At 35.8% G+C, this 15,736-nt stretch carries 13 protein-coding genes and 1 pseudogene; 7 read left to right on the top strand and 7 right to left on the bottom strand.

The annotated features are described in order from the left end of the window. The 5 genes and pseudogenes from FVB9532_RS19555 to FVB9532_RS18265 all read left to right on the top strand — a co-directional run. A pseudogene (locus FVB9532_RS19555) lies at nt 1-1,147 on the top strand (hypothetical protein); the annotation flags it as partial. 13 nt (nt 1,148-1,160) lie between these two features. After that, nucleotides 1,161-2,600, top strand: a complete 1,440-nt coding sequence (locus tag FVB9532_RS18280) for a CshA/CshB family fibrillar adhesin-related protein (protein ID WP_150546627.1) — start codon at nt 1,161-1,163, stop codon at nt 2,598-2,600. Between the two features lie 6 nt (nt 2,601-2,606). Further along, nucleotides 2,607-3,842 (top strand): T9SS type B sorting domain-containing protein, encoded by a 1,236-nt coding sequence (locus FVB9532_RS18275; RefSeq protein WP_150546626.1) that lies wholly within the window; start codon nt 2,607-2,609, stop codon nt 3,840-3,842. Nucleotides 3,843-3,853: 11 nt separating this feature from the next. Next, on the top strand, nt 3,854-4,765 hold the full coding sequence (locus FVB9532_RS18270) for a PorP/SprF family type IX secretion system membrane protein (protein WP_150546625.1): 912 nt from the start codon (nt 3,854-3,856) through the stop codon (nt 4,763-4,765). 115 nt (nt 4,766-4,880) lie between these two features. Continuing rightward, a complete protein-coding gene (locus FVB9532_RS18265) occupies nt 4,881-7,637 on the top strand; it encodes an outer membrane beta-barrel protein (protein WP_150546624.1) in 2,757 nt (918 codons plus the stop codon). Between the two features lie 107 nt (nt 7,638-7,744). On the opposite strand, the gene FVB9532_RS18260 is transcribed toward FVB9532_RS18265, so the two are convergent. From FVB9532_RS18260 to FVB9532_RS18240, 5 genes are all read right to left on the bottom strand, one after another. Beyond that, nucleotides 7,745-8,572: a TPM domain-containing protein gene (locus tag FVB9532_RS18260; RefSeq protein WP_150546623.1), complete on the bottom strand. Its 828-nt coding sequence runs from the start codon at nt 8,570-8,572 to the stop codon at nt 7,745-7,747. Further along, nucleotides 8,572-9,003 carry a TPM domain-containing protein gene (locus tag FVB9532_RS18255; RefSeq protein WP_150546622.1) on the bottom strand — a complete coding sequence of 144 codons (432 nt, stop codon included), beginning with the start codon at nt 9,001-9,003 and terminating at the stop codon, nt 8,572-8,574. Before FVB9532_RS18255 ends, FVB9532_RS18260 begins: the two co-directional genes overlap by 1 nt. Nucleotides 9,004-9,089: 86 nt before the next feature. Continuing rightward, nucleotides 9,090-9,680: a LemA family protein gene (locus tag FVB9532_RS18250; RefSeq protein ID WP_150546621.1), complete on the bottom strand. Its 591-nt coding sequence runs from the start codon at nt 9,678-9,680 to the stop codon at nt 9,090-9,092. Between the two features lie 10 nt (nt 9,681-9,690). Next, complete coding sequence (locus FVB9532_RS18245; RefSeq protein WP_150546620.1) at nt 9,691-10,020, bottom strand: MerR family transcriptional regulator; 330 nt, start codon at nt 10,018-10,020, stop codon at nt 9,691-9,693. After that, nucleotides 10,020-10,994, bottom strand: coding sequence for a M23 family metallopeptidase (locus FVB9532_RS18240; protein ID WP_150546619.1), 975 nt, complete (start codon nt 10,992-10,994; stop codon nt 10,020-10,022). Before FVB9532_RS18240 ends, FVB9532_RS18245 begins: the two co-directional genes overlap by 1 nt. 121 nt (nt 10,995-11,115) lie before the next feature. On the opposite strand from FVB9532_RS18240, the gene alaS reads away from it, so the two are divergent. After that, entirely contained in the window at nt 11,116-13,746 is a 2,631-nt protein-coding gene (alaS, locus tag FVB9532_RS18235; protein WP_150546618.1) for an alanine--tRNA ligase, read from the top strand. A 286-nt stretch (nt 13,747-14,032) separates the two neighbouring features. Continuing rightward, a complete protein-coding gene (locus FVB9532_RS18230) occupies nt 14,033-14,860 on the top strand; it encodes a UbiA prenyltransferase family protein (RefSeq protein WP_228482391.1) in 828 nt (275 codons plus the stop codon). Here FVB9532_RS18230 and FVB9532_RS18225 read toward each other — a convergent pair. Both FVB9532_RS18225 and FVB9532_RS18220 read right to left on the bottom strand, forming a co-directional pair. After that, nucleotides 14,846-15,109 carry a hypothetical protein gene (locus FVB9532_RS18225; protein WP_150546617.1) on the bottom strand — a complete coding sequence of 88 codons (264 nt, stop codon included), beginning with the start codon at nt 15,107-15,109 and terminating at the stop codon, nt 14,846-14,848. The genes FVB9532_RS18230 and FVB9532_RS18225 overlap by 15 nt on opposite strands. Nucleotides 15,110-15,112: 3 nt before the next feature. Further along, nucleotides 15,113-15,673, bottom strand: coding sequence for a sigma-70 family RNA polymerase sigma factor (locus FVB9532_RS18220; RefSeq protein ID WP_150546616.1), 561 nt, complete (start codon nt 15,671-15,673; stop codon nt 15,113-15,115). Nucleotides 15,674-15,736: the final 63 nt, after the last annotated feature.

Genomic DNA, 15,736 nt, shown 5'->3' with positions numbered 1-15,736 from the left:
TGTACTGGTAGATAATGGCGATGGCACTTTTACCCATACTGCGGTAGATGGAACACAGCTGACCTTTGATGCGAACACGGTCAGCTACACGAACAATAACGATGGTACTTATACTTTCACGAATGATAATGGAGAAAGCTTAACGGTTGATATCATCAATGAAGTAGCGACCGATATCCAGAACCAGGGTGATGTTTATACGGAGATCATCAATTTGTTGGAAAGCAACAGTGATGTATTGGTTGACAATGGCGATGGAACTTTTACCCATACCGCAGTAGATGGAACGCAGCTGACTTTCGATGCCAATACGGTCAGCTACACAAACAACAATGACGGGACTTACACCTTTACAAACGATAATGGAGAAAGCTTAACAGTTGATATCATCAATGAGGTAGCGACCGACATCCAGAACCAGGGCGATGTGTATACGGAGATCATCAATTTATTGGAAAGCAACAGCGATGTACTGGTAGACAATGGTGATGGTACTTTTACCCATACCACGGTAGATGGTACAGAGGTTACTTTTGATACCAACACAACTACTTTTATTTATAATGATAATGGTACTTATACCTTTACGAATGAAAATGGAGATACGTTGACTCTTGAATATCTTGCTAATAACGGTATCACTAAAAATGAGGATACTTTTCAATTAGGGGGAGATTTAATTCAACCTACTACAATAACTACAACGGCTACCAATACTTTAGCCATAGAAGGACTTCAAGAGGGTGAATCTCCCGGTAATGATATTGTAGTCATGGATGCACAAGGTATTTTAAAGAAGGTAAAAGCGGCAATGCCTAAATTCTTTTATATGCCTTCTATTTTGGTTCCTACGTCTCCAGATCAAGTTCCGGCTGGAGAAACTTATGGAGAGATCGATTTATATCAAAAATATCAAGAACAATTTGGAGGAACAGGTTCGGTTCCACTGGTGACCAATTCCAGTAATGCAGGAAATACATTACCGGTTTTGCCAGCTACAGAGCTTAATTATTATGTGACTTGGTACGATACTTCGGTTTTTTCTGATGTTTCTATTTCAGATACAGGTGTCTTAAATTATAGCGTGGATGGGAGTTCTGAAGTTACAGAGTCTTCCTTTATGAATATTGTTTTTGAAGTAAAATAACCCTTTAGCAGATATGAATCTATTCAATAAATATATAGTAGGCGTATTTTTATTCTTTACAGGGTATTCATCTAATTATGCACAGTGTTATCCAGGAAATATTGTTACTTCTACCTTTGCAACCGGAGGGACAGGAAATTATTTAGATAGGATTATTTGGTTAACCTGGGGAGCGCAATCTTCAGCAGATATCTACGGAAAGGAGGGAGAAGTTTTAAATAATGGTGAAACTTCTTATGCTTCCATTCAATTAAGTCAGAATAAATATTTCTGCTTACAAGCTACCATAGATAATATAAATCCCTCTTCTTCCATTGAAAGTTACATTCCCGGGAATTTTGTAGGAGACTCGATGGATGAGTTATACAATATAGGTGGAACAGGTAATAATAACCAGTTGGTTGCAGGAATTATAAATGCAGATGGAGGCGATACAGCCACTTTTACCGTGAGTTGTCAGGCCTTTTTAGATGGCAACCCTATAAGAATTAAAGGTTTGGTAATTGCCGATGCAGAGTCCTTAGCTTCTTCAGAAGAAATAAAAGTAAGTTCTGATGGGGAGTGGAAAGTGGTAGAAGTAAGAAAAAACATAGGAGCGGGGCCTTATCAAATCAATAAAAGTAATATAGGAGGCGGATTGCAAAGAGTTCGGTTTTTTAATGGAAACGATAATAATACAGCCGCAATTACTATTCTATCTTTTAATGAAACGGCATATGATACAGAAGTTAATAATTATGAAATAAATTTTGATGTAGAGATAAAAGGGGCAGGTTTAACAGCGATAGCTCTTGGACTGTTGGTACCCGAACTTGATAGAGGCGATGCACCAGATACCTATGGGGATGTACTCCATATTATAGATAAGACCACATTTTCTGATGATCAGGTGCCGGTAGGAACCAGCGTAAATTTAAATGCCGACACTTACACTCCTGCTTCAGAAATTCCTGAAACTAATATTAGTTATCTAGGGTCGGTATCGCCAGATAAAGATCTTGATGAACAATATACCATAGATGCCTTAGGAGATGATAATGATGGAGGCAATGTAAATGAAGAAGATGCACTTCCAGCTAATTTAAAACGTTTTTATTATCGGAATTTTAATTATGTAGCTGGAAAAACTTTTGAAGTAGAAGTACCTTACACCACAATAGATGATTCTTACCTGCAAGGCTGGGTAGATTTTAACGTAAATGGTGTTTTTGAAGATGGAGAAGGAGTAGTGCAAGCCTTACCAGCTGGTATAGGAACGACCACGCTAAGCTGGGTAGTACCCAATGATGTGGTTATACGGCCCACCTATATGCGATTAAGACTTTCTGATAATTATTATGGGATGTTAACCCCTGAAACCACTTTGTTAAGAGGGGAAGTGGAAGATCATCGCATGTATGTGGTAAAACCTGCAATGGTTAATCCTTTCCTTCCTTCAGTAACAAAAGAATAATTCAATTTGAAGAAAACACTTTACATATCATTCTTATTCATCAATTTTTTTTGCGGAATTATGCTTTCGCAAACGGTGAATACAGGAATGCTATACGTAAGTGAAAACACCAAGTTCTCCAGTGTTTCCAGCTTTAATAATAAACCTGAAGCTACATTTTACAATGATGGACGTACGAGTTTGTATGCAGATATTTATAATGAAGGGATTTTCGATTTTTACAATCAGACCGGTATCCTTCGATTAGTAGGAAATCAATTACAAAAAATTAGCGGTCAAGAAATATTTACCACTAATTTATATTTAGAAAATAATACCCCAGCGGTAGCATTTCAGGTAAATTCAGGAGTTAATATATATCGAGATGCCTATTTTATCTTAGGAATATTAGAAAATAGAATAAGTCGAGGAAGAGTCAACTTTCTTCCAGATGCGATTGCATTCAACGCTTCAGATGCAAGTTTTGTTGATGGTCCCGTCAATAAAACAGGCGATAGTGATTTTCAATATCCTATTGGTCATAAAAACTATTACCGGCCTGCCATCACTTCCATGTTAAATTCTGTCAATACCTATAATGCAACTTATTTCCTTAAAAATCCCGGGACACTTTATGAGTTGTCAATAAAAGAAAGTTTGATCGAAAAAATTGATAATAATGAATACTGGGAAATCAATATGAAAACTCAAGAAGAAGTAATGTTGTCGTTAACCTGGAATTCAAATACCACTCCCAATTTCATATTAAATGAAACTTTCACACAAGATGCTATTCATATTGTAAGATGGAATGCCATTACCCAACGTTGGGTAGATGAAGGTGGAGTTACGAATACTTCAGAAAATACAGTAACAACTGCTGTTCAATATCCCGGAATTTACACCTTAGCTTTAATGAAGCATGAGGAAGTAAATCCGTGTGAGATTGTTGTTTTTAATGCCGTAACACCTAATGGCGATGGATTTAATGATTATTTAGAAATCAGTAATGAGGCAACTTCCTGCGCTCGAAATTTAGTAGTGAAAATTTTTAACCGATGGGGAGTAAAAGTTTTTGAGACCAATAACTATGGAGAACCCGGACAAGTGTTTGATGGCTATTCTAACGGAAGATTAACTGTTCAGCAAGAATCACAATTACCTTCGGGGACTTATTTCTATGTATTGGAATATGATTATAACCAAGGTGAAGGACTGTCTAAACATCAAAAAGCAGGATACATTCACCTAAGTACTGAGTAAGCGCATAGAAAATGAAACAATATTACTTCTACATTCTATTTTTCTTTTTTCTTAGCGTGGCTTTTGGGCAGCAAGACTCGCAGTATACTCAATATATGTACAATACCATGAGTGTAAATCCCGGTTACGCCGGTACACGGGAAGTGTTGAGTGTAATTGGTGCTTATCGAACGCAATGGATTGGATTAGAAGGAGCCCCCAAAACTTTAAATTTTGCAGCACATACCCCGCTAGGAGGGAGAAGTCTTGCCAATTTAGGTTTAGATGTAACCAGTGATAACATTGGAGCTTCTACTCAAAAATCTATAGCGGCCAATTTCTCTTATATTATTACGTTAGGCAGAGGGGAGGATACCAGGTTAGCTTTTGGAGTAAAAGGTGGAGTAGATAACTTAGAGATTGATGTGAATAAACTTACTTTAGCCGATATCAACGATCCACTGCTCTCTAATTTAAGTGAATTTTCTCCCATAGTAGGCTTAGGAACTTACTTATATACCGATAATTGGTATTTAGGGATTTCAACCCCAAACCTCTTGCAAACCAAACGCTATAATGACGCTACTGTGGCTACTTATACCAATAAAGCTCATATTTATGCAATAGGCGGCTATGTCTGGGAAGTAAATCGGGATTTAAAATTTAAGCCTGCCTTTTTAGTGAAGTCTGTTACTGGCGCTCCACTAGCGATAGATGTATCAGCTAATTTTTATTTTAATAATAAATTTACAGTAGGAGCTTCCTATCGATTAGGTTCTGCGGTAAGTGCGCTTGCTGCTTTTCAGGTTTCAGAACAAATTATGATTGGTTATGCTTACGATTATGAAACGACTGAGTTAAGCAATTACAATAGTGGTTCTCATGAAATTATGTTAAGGTTTGAATTATGGGCCAATTATCGCAATAGGTTTAGGTGTTTTTAAGAAATATTCCTGAATTTTAATAAAAATACTTTAGAATTATTTAATTTAGCTTGCAACGTTTTCACTTTAGAAAAGTCTATATAGTAAGAACGCTTAACCACGCTAACTTCAACTTATGAAATTTAACCTTAGAACAACTTTTGTTGGACTAACAGCATTTTTATTTTCCTTCGTTTTACAAGCACAAGATTTTCAAGTAAAAGGGAAAGTAGTAGATGTAGAACAAACCCCCTTAGAGTCAGCCACCGTATATATTGAAAAGGCACAAGATAGTACGCTGGTAGAGTATACCATATCAGATGTAGATGGAAATTTCTCTGTAGAAGGAAGCACCGATGCCAACTTCATCAATATATTCGTAAGTTTTACAGGCTTCAATACCTATCAAAAAAAAATTTCCCTACAAGAAAATTCCAATATCGATTTAGGTGAAGTGATAATGAAGTTTTCCACCAATAGTCTAGAGGAAGTAGTGGTGAAAGGAAATCGTGCCCCTGTAACCATTAAAAAAGACACCTTAGAATTTAATGCGGCCTCTTTTAAAACACAACCCAATGCGAATGTAGAAGATGTGTTGAAACAATTACCCGGCGTGAATGTAGATAACAATGGGAAAATTACCGTTAACGGAAAAGAAGTTTCCAGAATTTTAGTCAACGGAAAAGAATTTTTTGGTGACGATCCCAAAATTGCGACCAAAAACTTACCCAAAGAAATTATCGATAAAATTCAGGTGGTCGATACCAAGACCAAATCGGAAGAATTTACCGGAGAAGAAGGCGATTCAGAAAATAAAACCATTAACCTAACCGTAAAGGAAGATAAAAATAAAGGATATTTCTCTAGACTAACCGCAGGAGGAGGAACCGATGAACGCTATGAGTTAAGTGGAATCGCTAATTATTTTAAGGATGAATTACGTCTGAGTATTTTAGGGAGTTCCAACAATATCAATTCTTCTGGTTTTACTTTTGATGAAGTTTTCGATGCCATGGGACGTAGTGCCTATTCAATTAATGGTACAGGAGGTGGTGGTCAAGGCCAAGGAGGAATCACAAAATCTGACAACGCAGGTTTCAATTTTGCAGATGAATGGGGAAAGAAAGCCGATTTAAATTCGAATTATTTTTTCAGTAGGTCTGATAACAGAACGGCAACAAGCATTGAAAGAGAAAATATTTTACCTGATCGCACGTATTTTAATAATTCAGAATCGACTTCAGAACGTCAAAATGATAACCACCGTGCAAGGGTAAATTTTGAATTTAAACCCGATACGTTAACAAGAATTTCTTTTCGTCCCAATGTAAATGTAAATAAAGGTTATTCAACGAGTAATTCGTTTACCGAATCTTTTGAAGAAGACGGAACGCCTATTAATAACGCAAATACCAAACAAAACGGGGAAGTTTCCAGCGTTAATTATAGCAATCGTTTTGATGTAACTAGAAAATTTGGAAGTAAAGGAGCATTTATTCGCTTAGGCTTCAATAATACCAATAATACTTCTGAAGGAGATCAAGTCTATTATTCATCTAGGGAAATTTATGACGAAAACGGAAATCTGGATAATACAGAAATTCAAGATCAATACATTGATGAAGATAGTAAAGAAGATGAGTATGAAATTTCACTCAATTCTCGACTTCCACTTAGTGAAAAACTTTCCTTAGATCTCGCTTATGCCTACCGAAAAAACAATCGTAGCAATACACGTTTGGTTTACGATAAGGAAGAAGGAGAAGGCAATTACAATAACTTAAACGATAATTTGAGTAACGATTTTGAATCCGAAACTTTTGACCATCGTCCAGAATTAGGCTTGGTTTATAAAAGTGATAAATTACGGGCAAGTGTTTCTGGAGGTATTCAAAATATACGTTTAAAAAATATAGATTTATTTACAGAGAACTCTTTTGAAAATACCTATAACAACCTGTTTGTTAATTCCTACTTACGCTATGAATTGACTAAAACCAAGTCTATTTATTTTAACTACAGAAGCGCTCGAAGTACACCAAGCTTAAATCAATTACAACCTGTAACCAATACCACTAATCCATTAAATATTGTAACAGGGAATCCTAACTTAGATCCAACCTTAGAACATAGTTTTTATGCCAATTTTAATAATTATGATTTTAAATCACGTTCTGGTTTTTATGCCTATTTAGGAGGAAGTTTATACAACGATCGGGTAGTTTCTTTTACGACAACCGATGAAGATTTGGTAAGAACTACCACCTATACAAATGTTGATGGAGCTTATAGCGCATTTGCAGGATTTAGCCTGAATAAAAAAATTGAATTGGAAAATGGAAACTCATTAAATCCAAGAGTAGGTTTTAGAACCAATTTCAATAGAAATGTAGGTTTCTCCAATACACAAAAATATAATTCTGAAACATTATCCCTATCTCCCCAATTAGCGGTAAGGTATGAAATTGAAGAATTATTAACCGTAGCCCCAAGTTATCAATTAACCTACAATAAGGCAAGCTATAGCTTAGATTCTAGTAGGGATCAAAACTATATTAATCATAATTTGGGAGTAGAGATTACTTCTTACTGGCCTAAAAATTTCATTTTTGGCAATGATATCAGCTATCAACATATGGGAAATATGTCACCCGGATTTAAAAATGATTTTGTTCTATGGAATATGAGTTTAGGATATAAACTCTTAGGAGAAGATGGAATTTTTAAAGTGAAAGTATTTGATGTGTTAGATGAAAACATTTCAACCTCTAGGTATACCGGAGAAGATTTTATTCAAGATACGCAACAACTCGTGTTGGAGCAATACGTAATGTTTAGTTTTACCTATAAATTCAGCAAGTTTGGGGGGAGAGATCCCAACAAGAGAAGATAGTTATTTAATTTGTGTTTAGTTTATATAGTTGTAAAAACCACTTTTTGAGCATTCAAAAAGTGGTTTTTTTAGTATACTTATTTAAATAAAACTATTACTCACTAGCATTACCAGCTTCCTCCGGCACCGCCGCCGCCAAAGCCTCCACCGCCGAAGCCACCACCAAAGCCTCCGCCTCCAAAACTTCCACCGCCGCCAAAGCCACCACCGGAAGAGTGACCTCCGCCACCAAACATTCCGCGACCAAGGCTACTTAAAATAATAGCATCAAAAATTGTATCAGCACCACTTCTACGGCCGCCGCGTCCTCCACCGCCGCCATTATTTTTTTTAATTATGGAAATGATAATAACAATAAAAATAATGAAAATTACAATGATCGGTAACGGATTAAAACCAATACCTTCATTACCTTGATTAGCTTTAAAAGTACCGTTCATTACCTGCATAATGGCAGTAGTACCTTTATCTAAACCTTGATAGTAGTTTCCTTTTCTAAATTCCGGTAAAATTACTTGATCAATAATGGTTTTGGTTTTAGCATCAGTCATATATTCTTCCACCCCATATCCTGTAGTGATCCAAATTTTACGGTCGTTTTTAGCCAGTAAGATTAAAAAACCATTATCCTTAGACGATTGTCCAATTCCCCATTTTTGTGCCCAATCAGCGGCATACGTTCCAATGTATTCATCATTTAGGGTGGGGATGGTAGCTACCACAATTTGGGTAGAGGTAGTATCGGCATACCTTATTAATTTTTGTGTTAAGCTTTTTTCTTCCGCATTACTTAAAACATCAGCAGCATCGTAAACGCTCGTTTGCTTAGAAGGTTTATTGGGAACATCTAATTGGGCAAAACCAAAAGTTCCTATCAATAAAAATAGAATTCCGAATATATTTTTTTTGCTAAAAGCAGAAGTGAAGTAGTGCATTATCCTCTTGATATTTCGTCTGAAAGTTCGTTAATGTCGTCTTGTTGATAAGGAAAGTGATGCTTTAATTGTTCGCCGGCTTTTAAAATTCCGTCCACTAAGCCTTGCTTAAAATCACCTTTTCTAAAATGGTCTTGCATCACGTTTTTGGTACTTTCCCAAAAATCATCAGGTACTTTTCTATCAATACCTTTATCTCCCATAATGTAAAATTGATGGTCTTCAATGGCAAGGTAAATTAATACTCCATTTTCGAGTTTGGTGTTGTCCATCTTTAAGTCGTGGAAAACAGTTTTGGCTCTCTCAAAAAGTTCGATCGGACATTTTTTTTCAATATGCACACGAATTTCTCCTGAAGTATTTTTTTCTGAAATCCGAATTGCTTCTACAATTTCTTCTTCGTCTTTAACTGAAATAAATTCTTTGGCCATTTTCTTAAGGTTTTAGTACTGAATTTTCCTTACTCAATAATATCATTATAAAAAAAATGCTGAAAAAATTCAGCATTCATTTCATTTTAAAATTCTACCGTTGGGGCATTTTCAGCACCTGCTTGGGCTTCAAATGGTGTCATTCGTTCAAACCCAAACATTCCTGCAAAAATATTGTTTGGGAATTTTCTGATGTAGGTGTTGTATTCACGAACATTATCGTTAAAACGATTACGTTCCACATTAATTCTATTTTCAGTTCCCTCTAACTGCGATTGTAAATTTCTGAAATTTTGTGTAGCGGTTAGTTGCGGGTAACGTTCTACACTTACCATTAGTTTTGATAAAGCTGAAGAAAGACCACTTTGTGCTTCCTGAAATTTTTGCAAAGATGCACTGTCTAAATTATCGGCATTAATGTTAACAGAAGTTGCTTTTGCTCGGGCTTCAATAACATCTGTTAACGTACTTTTTTCAAAGTCTGCAGCACCTTTTACGGTGTTGACCAGATTCGGAATTAAATCGGTTCTACGTTGGTAAGCACTTTCGACATTGGCCCAAGAAGCTTTTACATTTTCTTCTAATTCTACAGCAGTATTATTAACACCAGCTGTCATTTTATAGCCAATAAAGCCTAACACTAAAATTATAATTACGGGGATTAACCACTTTTTCATTTTTTCTTTTTTATAGTTGATTTTTAATATTGATCAATTCAGATTTTATATGTTCTAATTTACGAATAATCTCGAAGTTGTTGAGTGTTTCTACCTTTTCTTCTTTTAAATGTGTTTTTGCACCTTCTAACGTAAAGCCACGCTCTTTTACCAAATGATAAATCAACTCCAAGTTTTTAATGTCCTCTTTGGTGAATTTCCGGTTTCCCTTAGCGTTTTTTTTAGGTTGGATGACATCAAATTCCTTTTCCCAAAATCGAATAAGAGAGGTATTCACCTTAAAGGCCTTGGCAACTTCACCAATGTTATAATAAAGTTTGTCGGGGAGGTTGACGTGCATTAATCTAACGATTGATTTTCGAGTGCAGACTGGTTCAGCATAATATCGTATTCTTCAGCAGTAAGATCACCGTGGTAAAAGTTAATAGGATTCACTACTTTTCCATTTTTATGTACTTCGTAATGCAAGTGCGGAGCTGTTGATAAACCAGTGCTGCCTACTTCACCAATCACTTCTCCACGTTTCACTTTTTCACCTTTTCTTACTTTAAAATCACTTAAATGCGCATAATAAGTTTCATAGCCAAAACCATGGTCTAGTACAATCAGATTACCAAATCCGGTAGTTCGTTGTGCTTTTTTTACCACAGCATCTCCGGTAGCATAAACTTCAGAGCCGGTAGGCGCACTAAAATCCATCCCGTTATGCATTTTTCGATATTTTAAAATCGGGTGCATGCGCATACCATAACCGGAAGCCATACGATTTAAGTTTTCATTTTTTACCGGCTGGATGGCAGGAATCGCAGTTAATAATTTTTCTTTTTCTTCCGCTAAATTAGCAATTTCATCTAATGATTTAGATTGCACAACAATTTGTTTTTGCAAGACATCTAAGCGTTTACTGGTTTCAACAATCAATTTAGAATTATCGTAACCTTCTAGGTCTTTATAGCGATTAATCCCACCAAAACCGGCTTTTCGCTGTTCTTCCGGGATAGGGTTTGCTTCAAAATAAACCCTGTAAATATTGTTATCTCTATTTTCTACTTCCGCTAAAACTTTTTGCGCTTGTGTCATTTTTTTGTTGAGTACTTCGTATTGCAATTTCATATTTTGCAATTCTCGCTTCATAGCTTTCTCTTTAGGCGTTTCAATTTGGGGTAAATTTAAATACACCAATAACAATAAGAAACCGGCCAAAAAAGAAGCCGTGATACCCAATAACGCATAGCCCAATTTTCGACCTTTCTTCCGTTCTATTTTTCGGTAAGAAAGTGTTTCGCTATCGTAATAATATTTAACCTTCGACATTGTCTTAAATTATGCTATTTTTGCCTTCTAAAATTAAGCAGTTTTGCTTAATAAGACGAACAAAGATAAAAATTGTTTCACTAGTAACATAATTTAACGTTTCAGCTACAAAAAATCGTATATGAAAGCTAACGAAATACGCAGCAAATTTTTAGAGTTTTTTGAATCTAAAAAACATCAAATTGTTCCATCAGCACCTATGGTCATTAAAGACGATCCTACCTTAATGTTTACCAATGCAGGGATGAATCAGTTTAAGGAATATTTTTTAGGCAATGCGACTCCTAAAAGTGCCAGAGTTACCGATACTCAAAAATGTTTGCGCGTAAGTGGAAAACATAACGATTTGGAAGAAGTGGGTAAAGATACCTACCATCATACGATGTTCGAAATGTTAGGAAACTGGAGTTTTGGCGATTACTTTAAAAAAGAAGCGATTGCTTGGGCTTGGGAACTATTAACGGAAGTTTTTAAGGTGAATCCTGAAATTCTTTACGTGACCATTTTTGAAGGTGATGAAGAAGACGGAATAGGTAAAGATGAAGAAGCTTATGGTTTTTGGAAAGAAATCGTGCCGGAAGAGCGTATTTTACTAGGTAATAAAAAAGATAATTTCTGGGAGATGGGTGATCAAGGACCTTGCGGTCCGGCATCTGAAATCCATATTGATATTCGCTCAGAAGAAGAGAAAGCTAAAATTTCAGGTAAAGAATTGGTGAACCAAGATCACCCGCAAGTGGTAGAGATCTGGAACCTGGTTTTTATTCAATTTAACCGAAAAGCCGATGGTTCTTTAGTTGAACTACCCAATAAACATATCGATACCGGTATGGGTTTCGAGCGTTTGTGTATGGTATTGCAAGATGTAAAATCCAATTATGATACCGATGTATTTACTCCGCTAATTCGCGAAATACAAACCATTACCAATTCTACTTACGGGAAGTCTGAAGAAACCGATATTGCCATTCGTGTAATTGCCGATCATGTACGTGCGGTTGCTTTTGCGATTGCAGATGGACAATTGCCAAGTAATAATGGAGCCGGTTATGTGATTCGCCGAATTTTACGTCGTGCAATTCGTTATGGTTTTACATTCTTAAACAAAAAAGAACCATTTATCTATAAATTTGTAGCGACGCTGAGTCAGCAAATGGGAACAGCTTTCCCAGAATTGAAAAAGCAAAAAAATCTTTGTGAAAACGTAATTAAGGAAGAAGAAAATTCATTCTTAAAAACCTTAGATCAAGGTTTGGTTTTATTAGACCAGATTATTGAAGCTGCTAAAGAAAAAAACTTGCCTGCCGATAGGCAGGTTTCAGGAAAGAAAGCTTTTGAACTTTACGATACGTTCGGTTTTCCTATCGATTTAACCGCACTGATTTTAAATGAACGTGGTTTCAAGTTGAATGAAACTGAATTTGAAGAAGAGCTTCAAAAACAAAAAGACCGTTCTCGTTCTGCTGCCCAAACCAAAGCTGAAGATTGGCAAATCTTGCGAGAAGATGATGAAGAGGAATTTATTGGGTACGATAGCTTAGAAGGAGAAGTGAAAATTACTAGGTATAGAAAAGTAGAAAGTAAAAAGGATGGAACTTTATACCAATTGGTATTCAATTTAACACCATTTTATCCTGAAGGCGGTGGGCAAGTTGGTGATAAAGGCTACTTAGAAAGTACCAACGGAAATGTAACGTATATCGTTGATACCAAAAAAGAGAATAACTTAATTATTCATATTGTAAAAAACCTTCCAGATCATTTAGAGGGAAGCTTTAAAGCTGTAGTCGATGCCAAACAACGTTCAAGATCGGCAGCTAACCATTCTGCAACACACTTATTGCATCAGGCGTTAAGAAGTATTTTAGGAACGCATGTAGAGCAAAAAGGTTCGATGGTTCACAGTAGCTATTTACGTTTCGATTTTTCACATTTTAGTAAAGTTTCTTCAGAAGAACTAAAACAAGTAGAAGATTTTGTAAATGCTCGAATTCGTGAAAACCTTCCTTTGCAGGAGAATAGAAGAATCCCTTATGCGGAAGCTATTGAACAAGGAGCGATTGCTTTGTTTGGGGAAAAATATGGCGATGCGGTAAGAACCATTCGCTTTGGTGACTCGATGGAATTATGCGGAGGAACGCACGTGCCAAATACCGCAGAAATCTGGCATTTTAAAATTATTTCTGAAGGTGCTGTCGCTTCAGGAGTACGTAGGATTGAAGCTATTACCGGCGATGCGGCTAAAGATTTCTTGACGCAACAGAGTGAAAACTTTAACCAAATAAAAGCCTTGTTTAAAAATGTAAAAGATCCGGTAAAAGCCGTGAACGATTTACAGGAAGAGAATTCGGTTTTAAAAAAGGAGATTGAAAACTTACTTAAAGAAAAAGCGAAAAACGTAAAAGGCGATCTAAAAAATGAATTGACCGAAATTAATGGTGTTCAGTTTTTAGCCAAACAAGTAGATTTAGACGGTGGTGCGTTAAAGGATTTATCCTTTCAGTTAGGTGGTGAAGTCGATAATTTGTTTTTATTGTTAGGATCTGCCAACAATGGTAAAGCTATTCTTTCGTGTTACATTTCTAAAGATTTAGTGGAAGAAAAAAGCTTAAATGCCGGACAAATTGTGCGCGAATTGGGTAAATACATCCAAGGCGGCGGTGGCGGACAAGCATTTTTTGCTACAGCCGGAGGTAAAAATCCTGATGGTATCGCAAAAGCTTTAGAAGAAGGAAAGAATTATATTAGTTAGTGATTTGATGAGTTTTTTTTTAATATTTTTCAATTTGAAAAGATATTAAAGTTTCTAATTGAGCTTTAATTCTTAATAGAAATAAATGTTATTCCGGACTTGGTCCGGGATAACGTTTAGCTTAAAATAATAGAATTCCACCATTCTGGAACCTGCTCCTTTCAGCATCTCATCCTACTAGAATCAATTTAGATGAGACCCTAAATCAAGTTCAGGGTAAAGAAACAAATACAATATATAGGTAAGAAATAAACAAGGCTTTCCTAAGTTCTTTTACCTTTGCTAAATGTATGGCCTAAAAGCAATTTTTAAATTTTACATCGATAGTAGTATTCACGTTTCACTTGCCGTTTGTGCTATGGTGCTAACGACTTCTTTTGTAATCCCTACAGCTATTTCTGCTGAATTATTAGGCTTTGTGTTTTTTAGTACCATTACCGGTTATAATTTCGTGAAATATGCGGGAATTGCCGGTTTACATCATCGCAGCTTGACCAAAAACCTTCGTTTTATTCAGTTGTTTTCTTTGCTGAATTTTATCGGGTTATTGGTGTTATCATTTTTTCAACCTATTGAAGTATTATTGATTTCTGCTTTTTTAGGATTTTTTACTTTATTATATGCGATCCCTTTTTTACCACGGGGAAAGAATCTGAGAAGTTTAAAATCGATTAAGATTTTTATTATTGCTTTCGTCTGGGCAGGAACCGCAGTTTGGTTACCAACACAAAACGTTGATTTCATTTTTTCGGTAGAAGCAAGGCTTCGGTTTTTACAGATTTTTGTCTTTGTTTTGGCACTTATCCTTCCATTTGAAATTCGGGATTTAACCTATGATAGTAAAGAATTGAGAACACTTCCGCAGTTAATAGGGGTAGAAAAAACGAAAGCCTTGGGATATGTATTGTTGATGCTTTTTTTTCTGTTGGAATTCACGATTACGTCAGAAGTAAAAAATTTGATTCCAACTTTTATGATCACCCTTCTTACCGGAATGTTAATTTATTTTTCTTCCAAAAAACAATCCGATTATTATGCTTCTTTTTGGGTGGAAAGTTTACCGATTATCTGGTGGGGATTACTTTGTTTAACGAAAGTACTATTTGTTTTTTAGGTTCTCCTGAAGCAACTTTTTAAGTTCTTTGCGTTCCTCTTCTTTTAACGAAGTTAATTCTGCTTTTTTGCAAAGTTCAGTAAGCTTTTTATTGCGTTCTGTATACTCTTGGCATTTAGGGCATTTGTCTAAATGAGAAACCAATTTTTCAAGTTCCCAGTCAGCTGCTTCATTGTATTGAGCTTTATCACAATAACAACCTGCGTCGGTACAGTTACAATATTTCTTGTCAGGATTTTCAGAATTCATAAATTACTTAAACCATTTTTCTTCCATACATTCTGCCAACGCAGTTCGTGCACGGTGAATAATTACCCATAAGTTAGACGGGGTAATATTAAATTCATTACAGATCACTTCGGTATCAAAGTTATCGATCGTTTTCATTTTAAAAATTTTGGCGTGCTTGGGGTTAATTTTATCAAGGCAATCGTAAATCGCAGCGCCTAATTCATTATTCACCAAATTGTCTTCTGCAGACTGTTCAAAATTATCAGCTACTTTCTCTTCCAGCCAGTCGCCTTCTTGGTCTTCATCGGTGTAGTTTATTTTTACTTCCGCTTGGCCTTTTTTAGAATTTATTTTTCGGTAATGGTCAATAATTTTACGTTTCAAAATAGAAATAAGCCAAGTGCGTTCGGTCGCCTCGCCTTTAAAATATTTTTTAGAACGTAAACCGGCCAGAAAAGTTTCAGAAATAAGATCTTTGGCAATCTCTCTATCGTTTACCCGAACGATGGCATAATTAAATAAATAATCAGAATATTCATCTACCCAATGATCTGGATTAATCTGATGTGTGTTTTCTACCATGAATAAACGTAAATTTGTGCTAAAATTACGAAGAATAGCTTAGCATTTCTTTTTATTTATTGT

It is taken from the genome of Mesonia oceanica, from assembly GCF_902499555.1.
Lineage (GTDB): Bacteria > Bacteroidota > Bacteroidia > Flavobacteriales > Flavobacteriaceae > Mesonia > Mesonia oceanica.
Note: the sequence above shows the minus strand (reverse complement) of the source record. Positions and strands in the feature narration are given on the sequence as shown.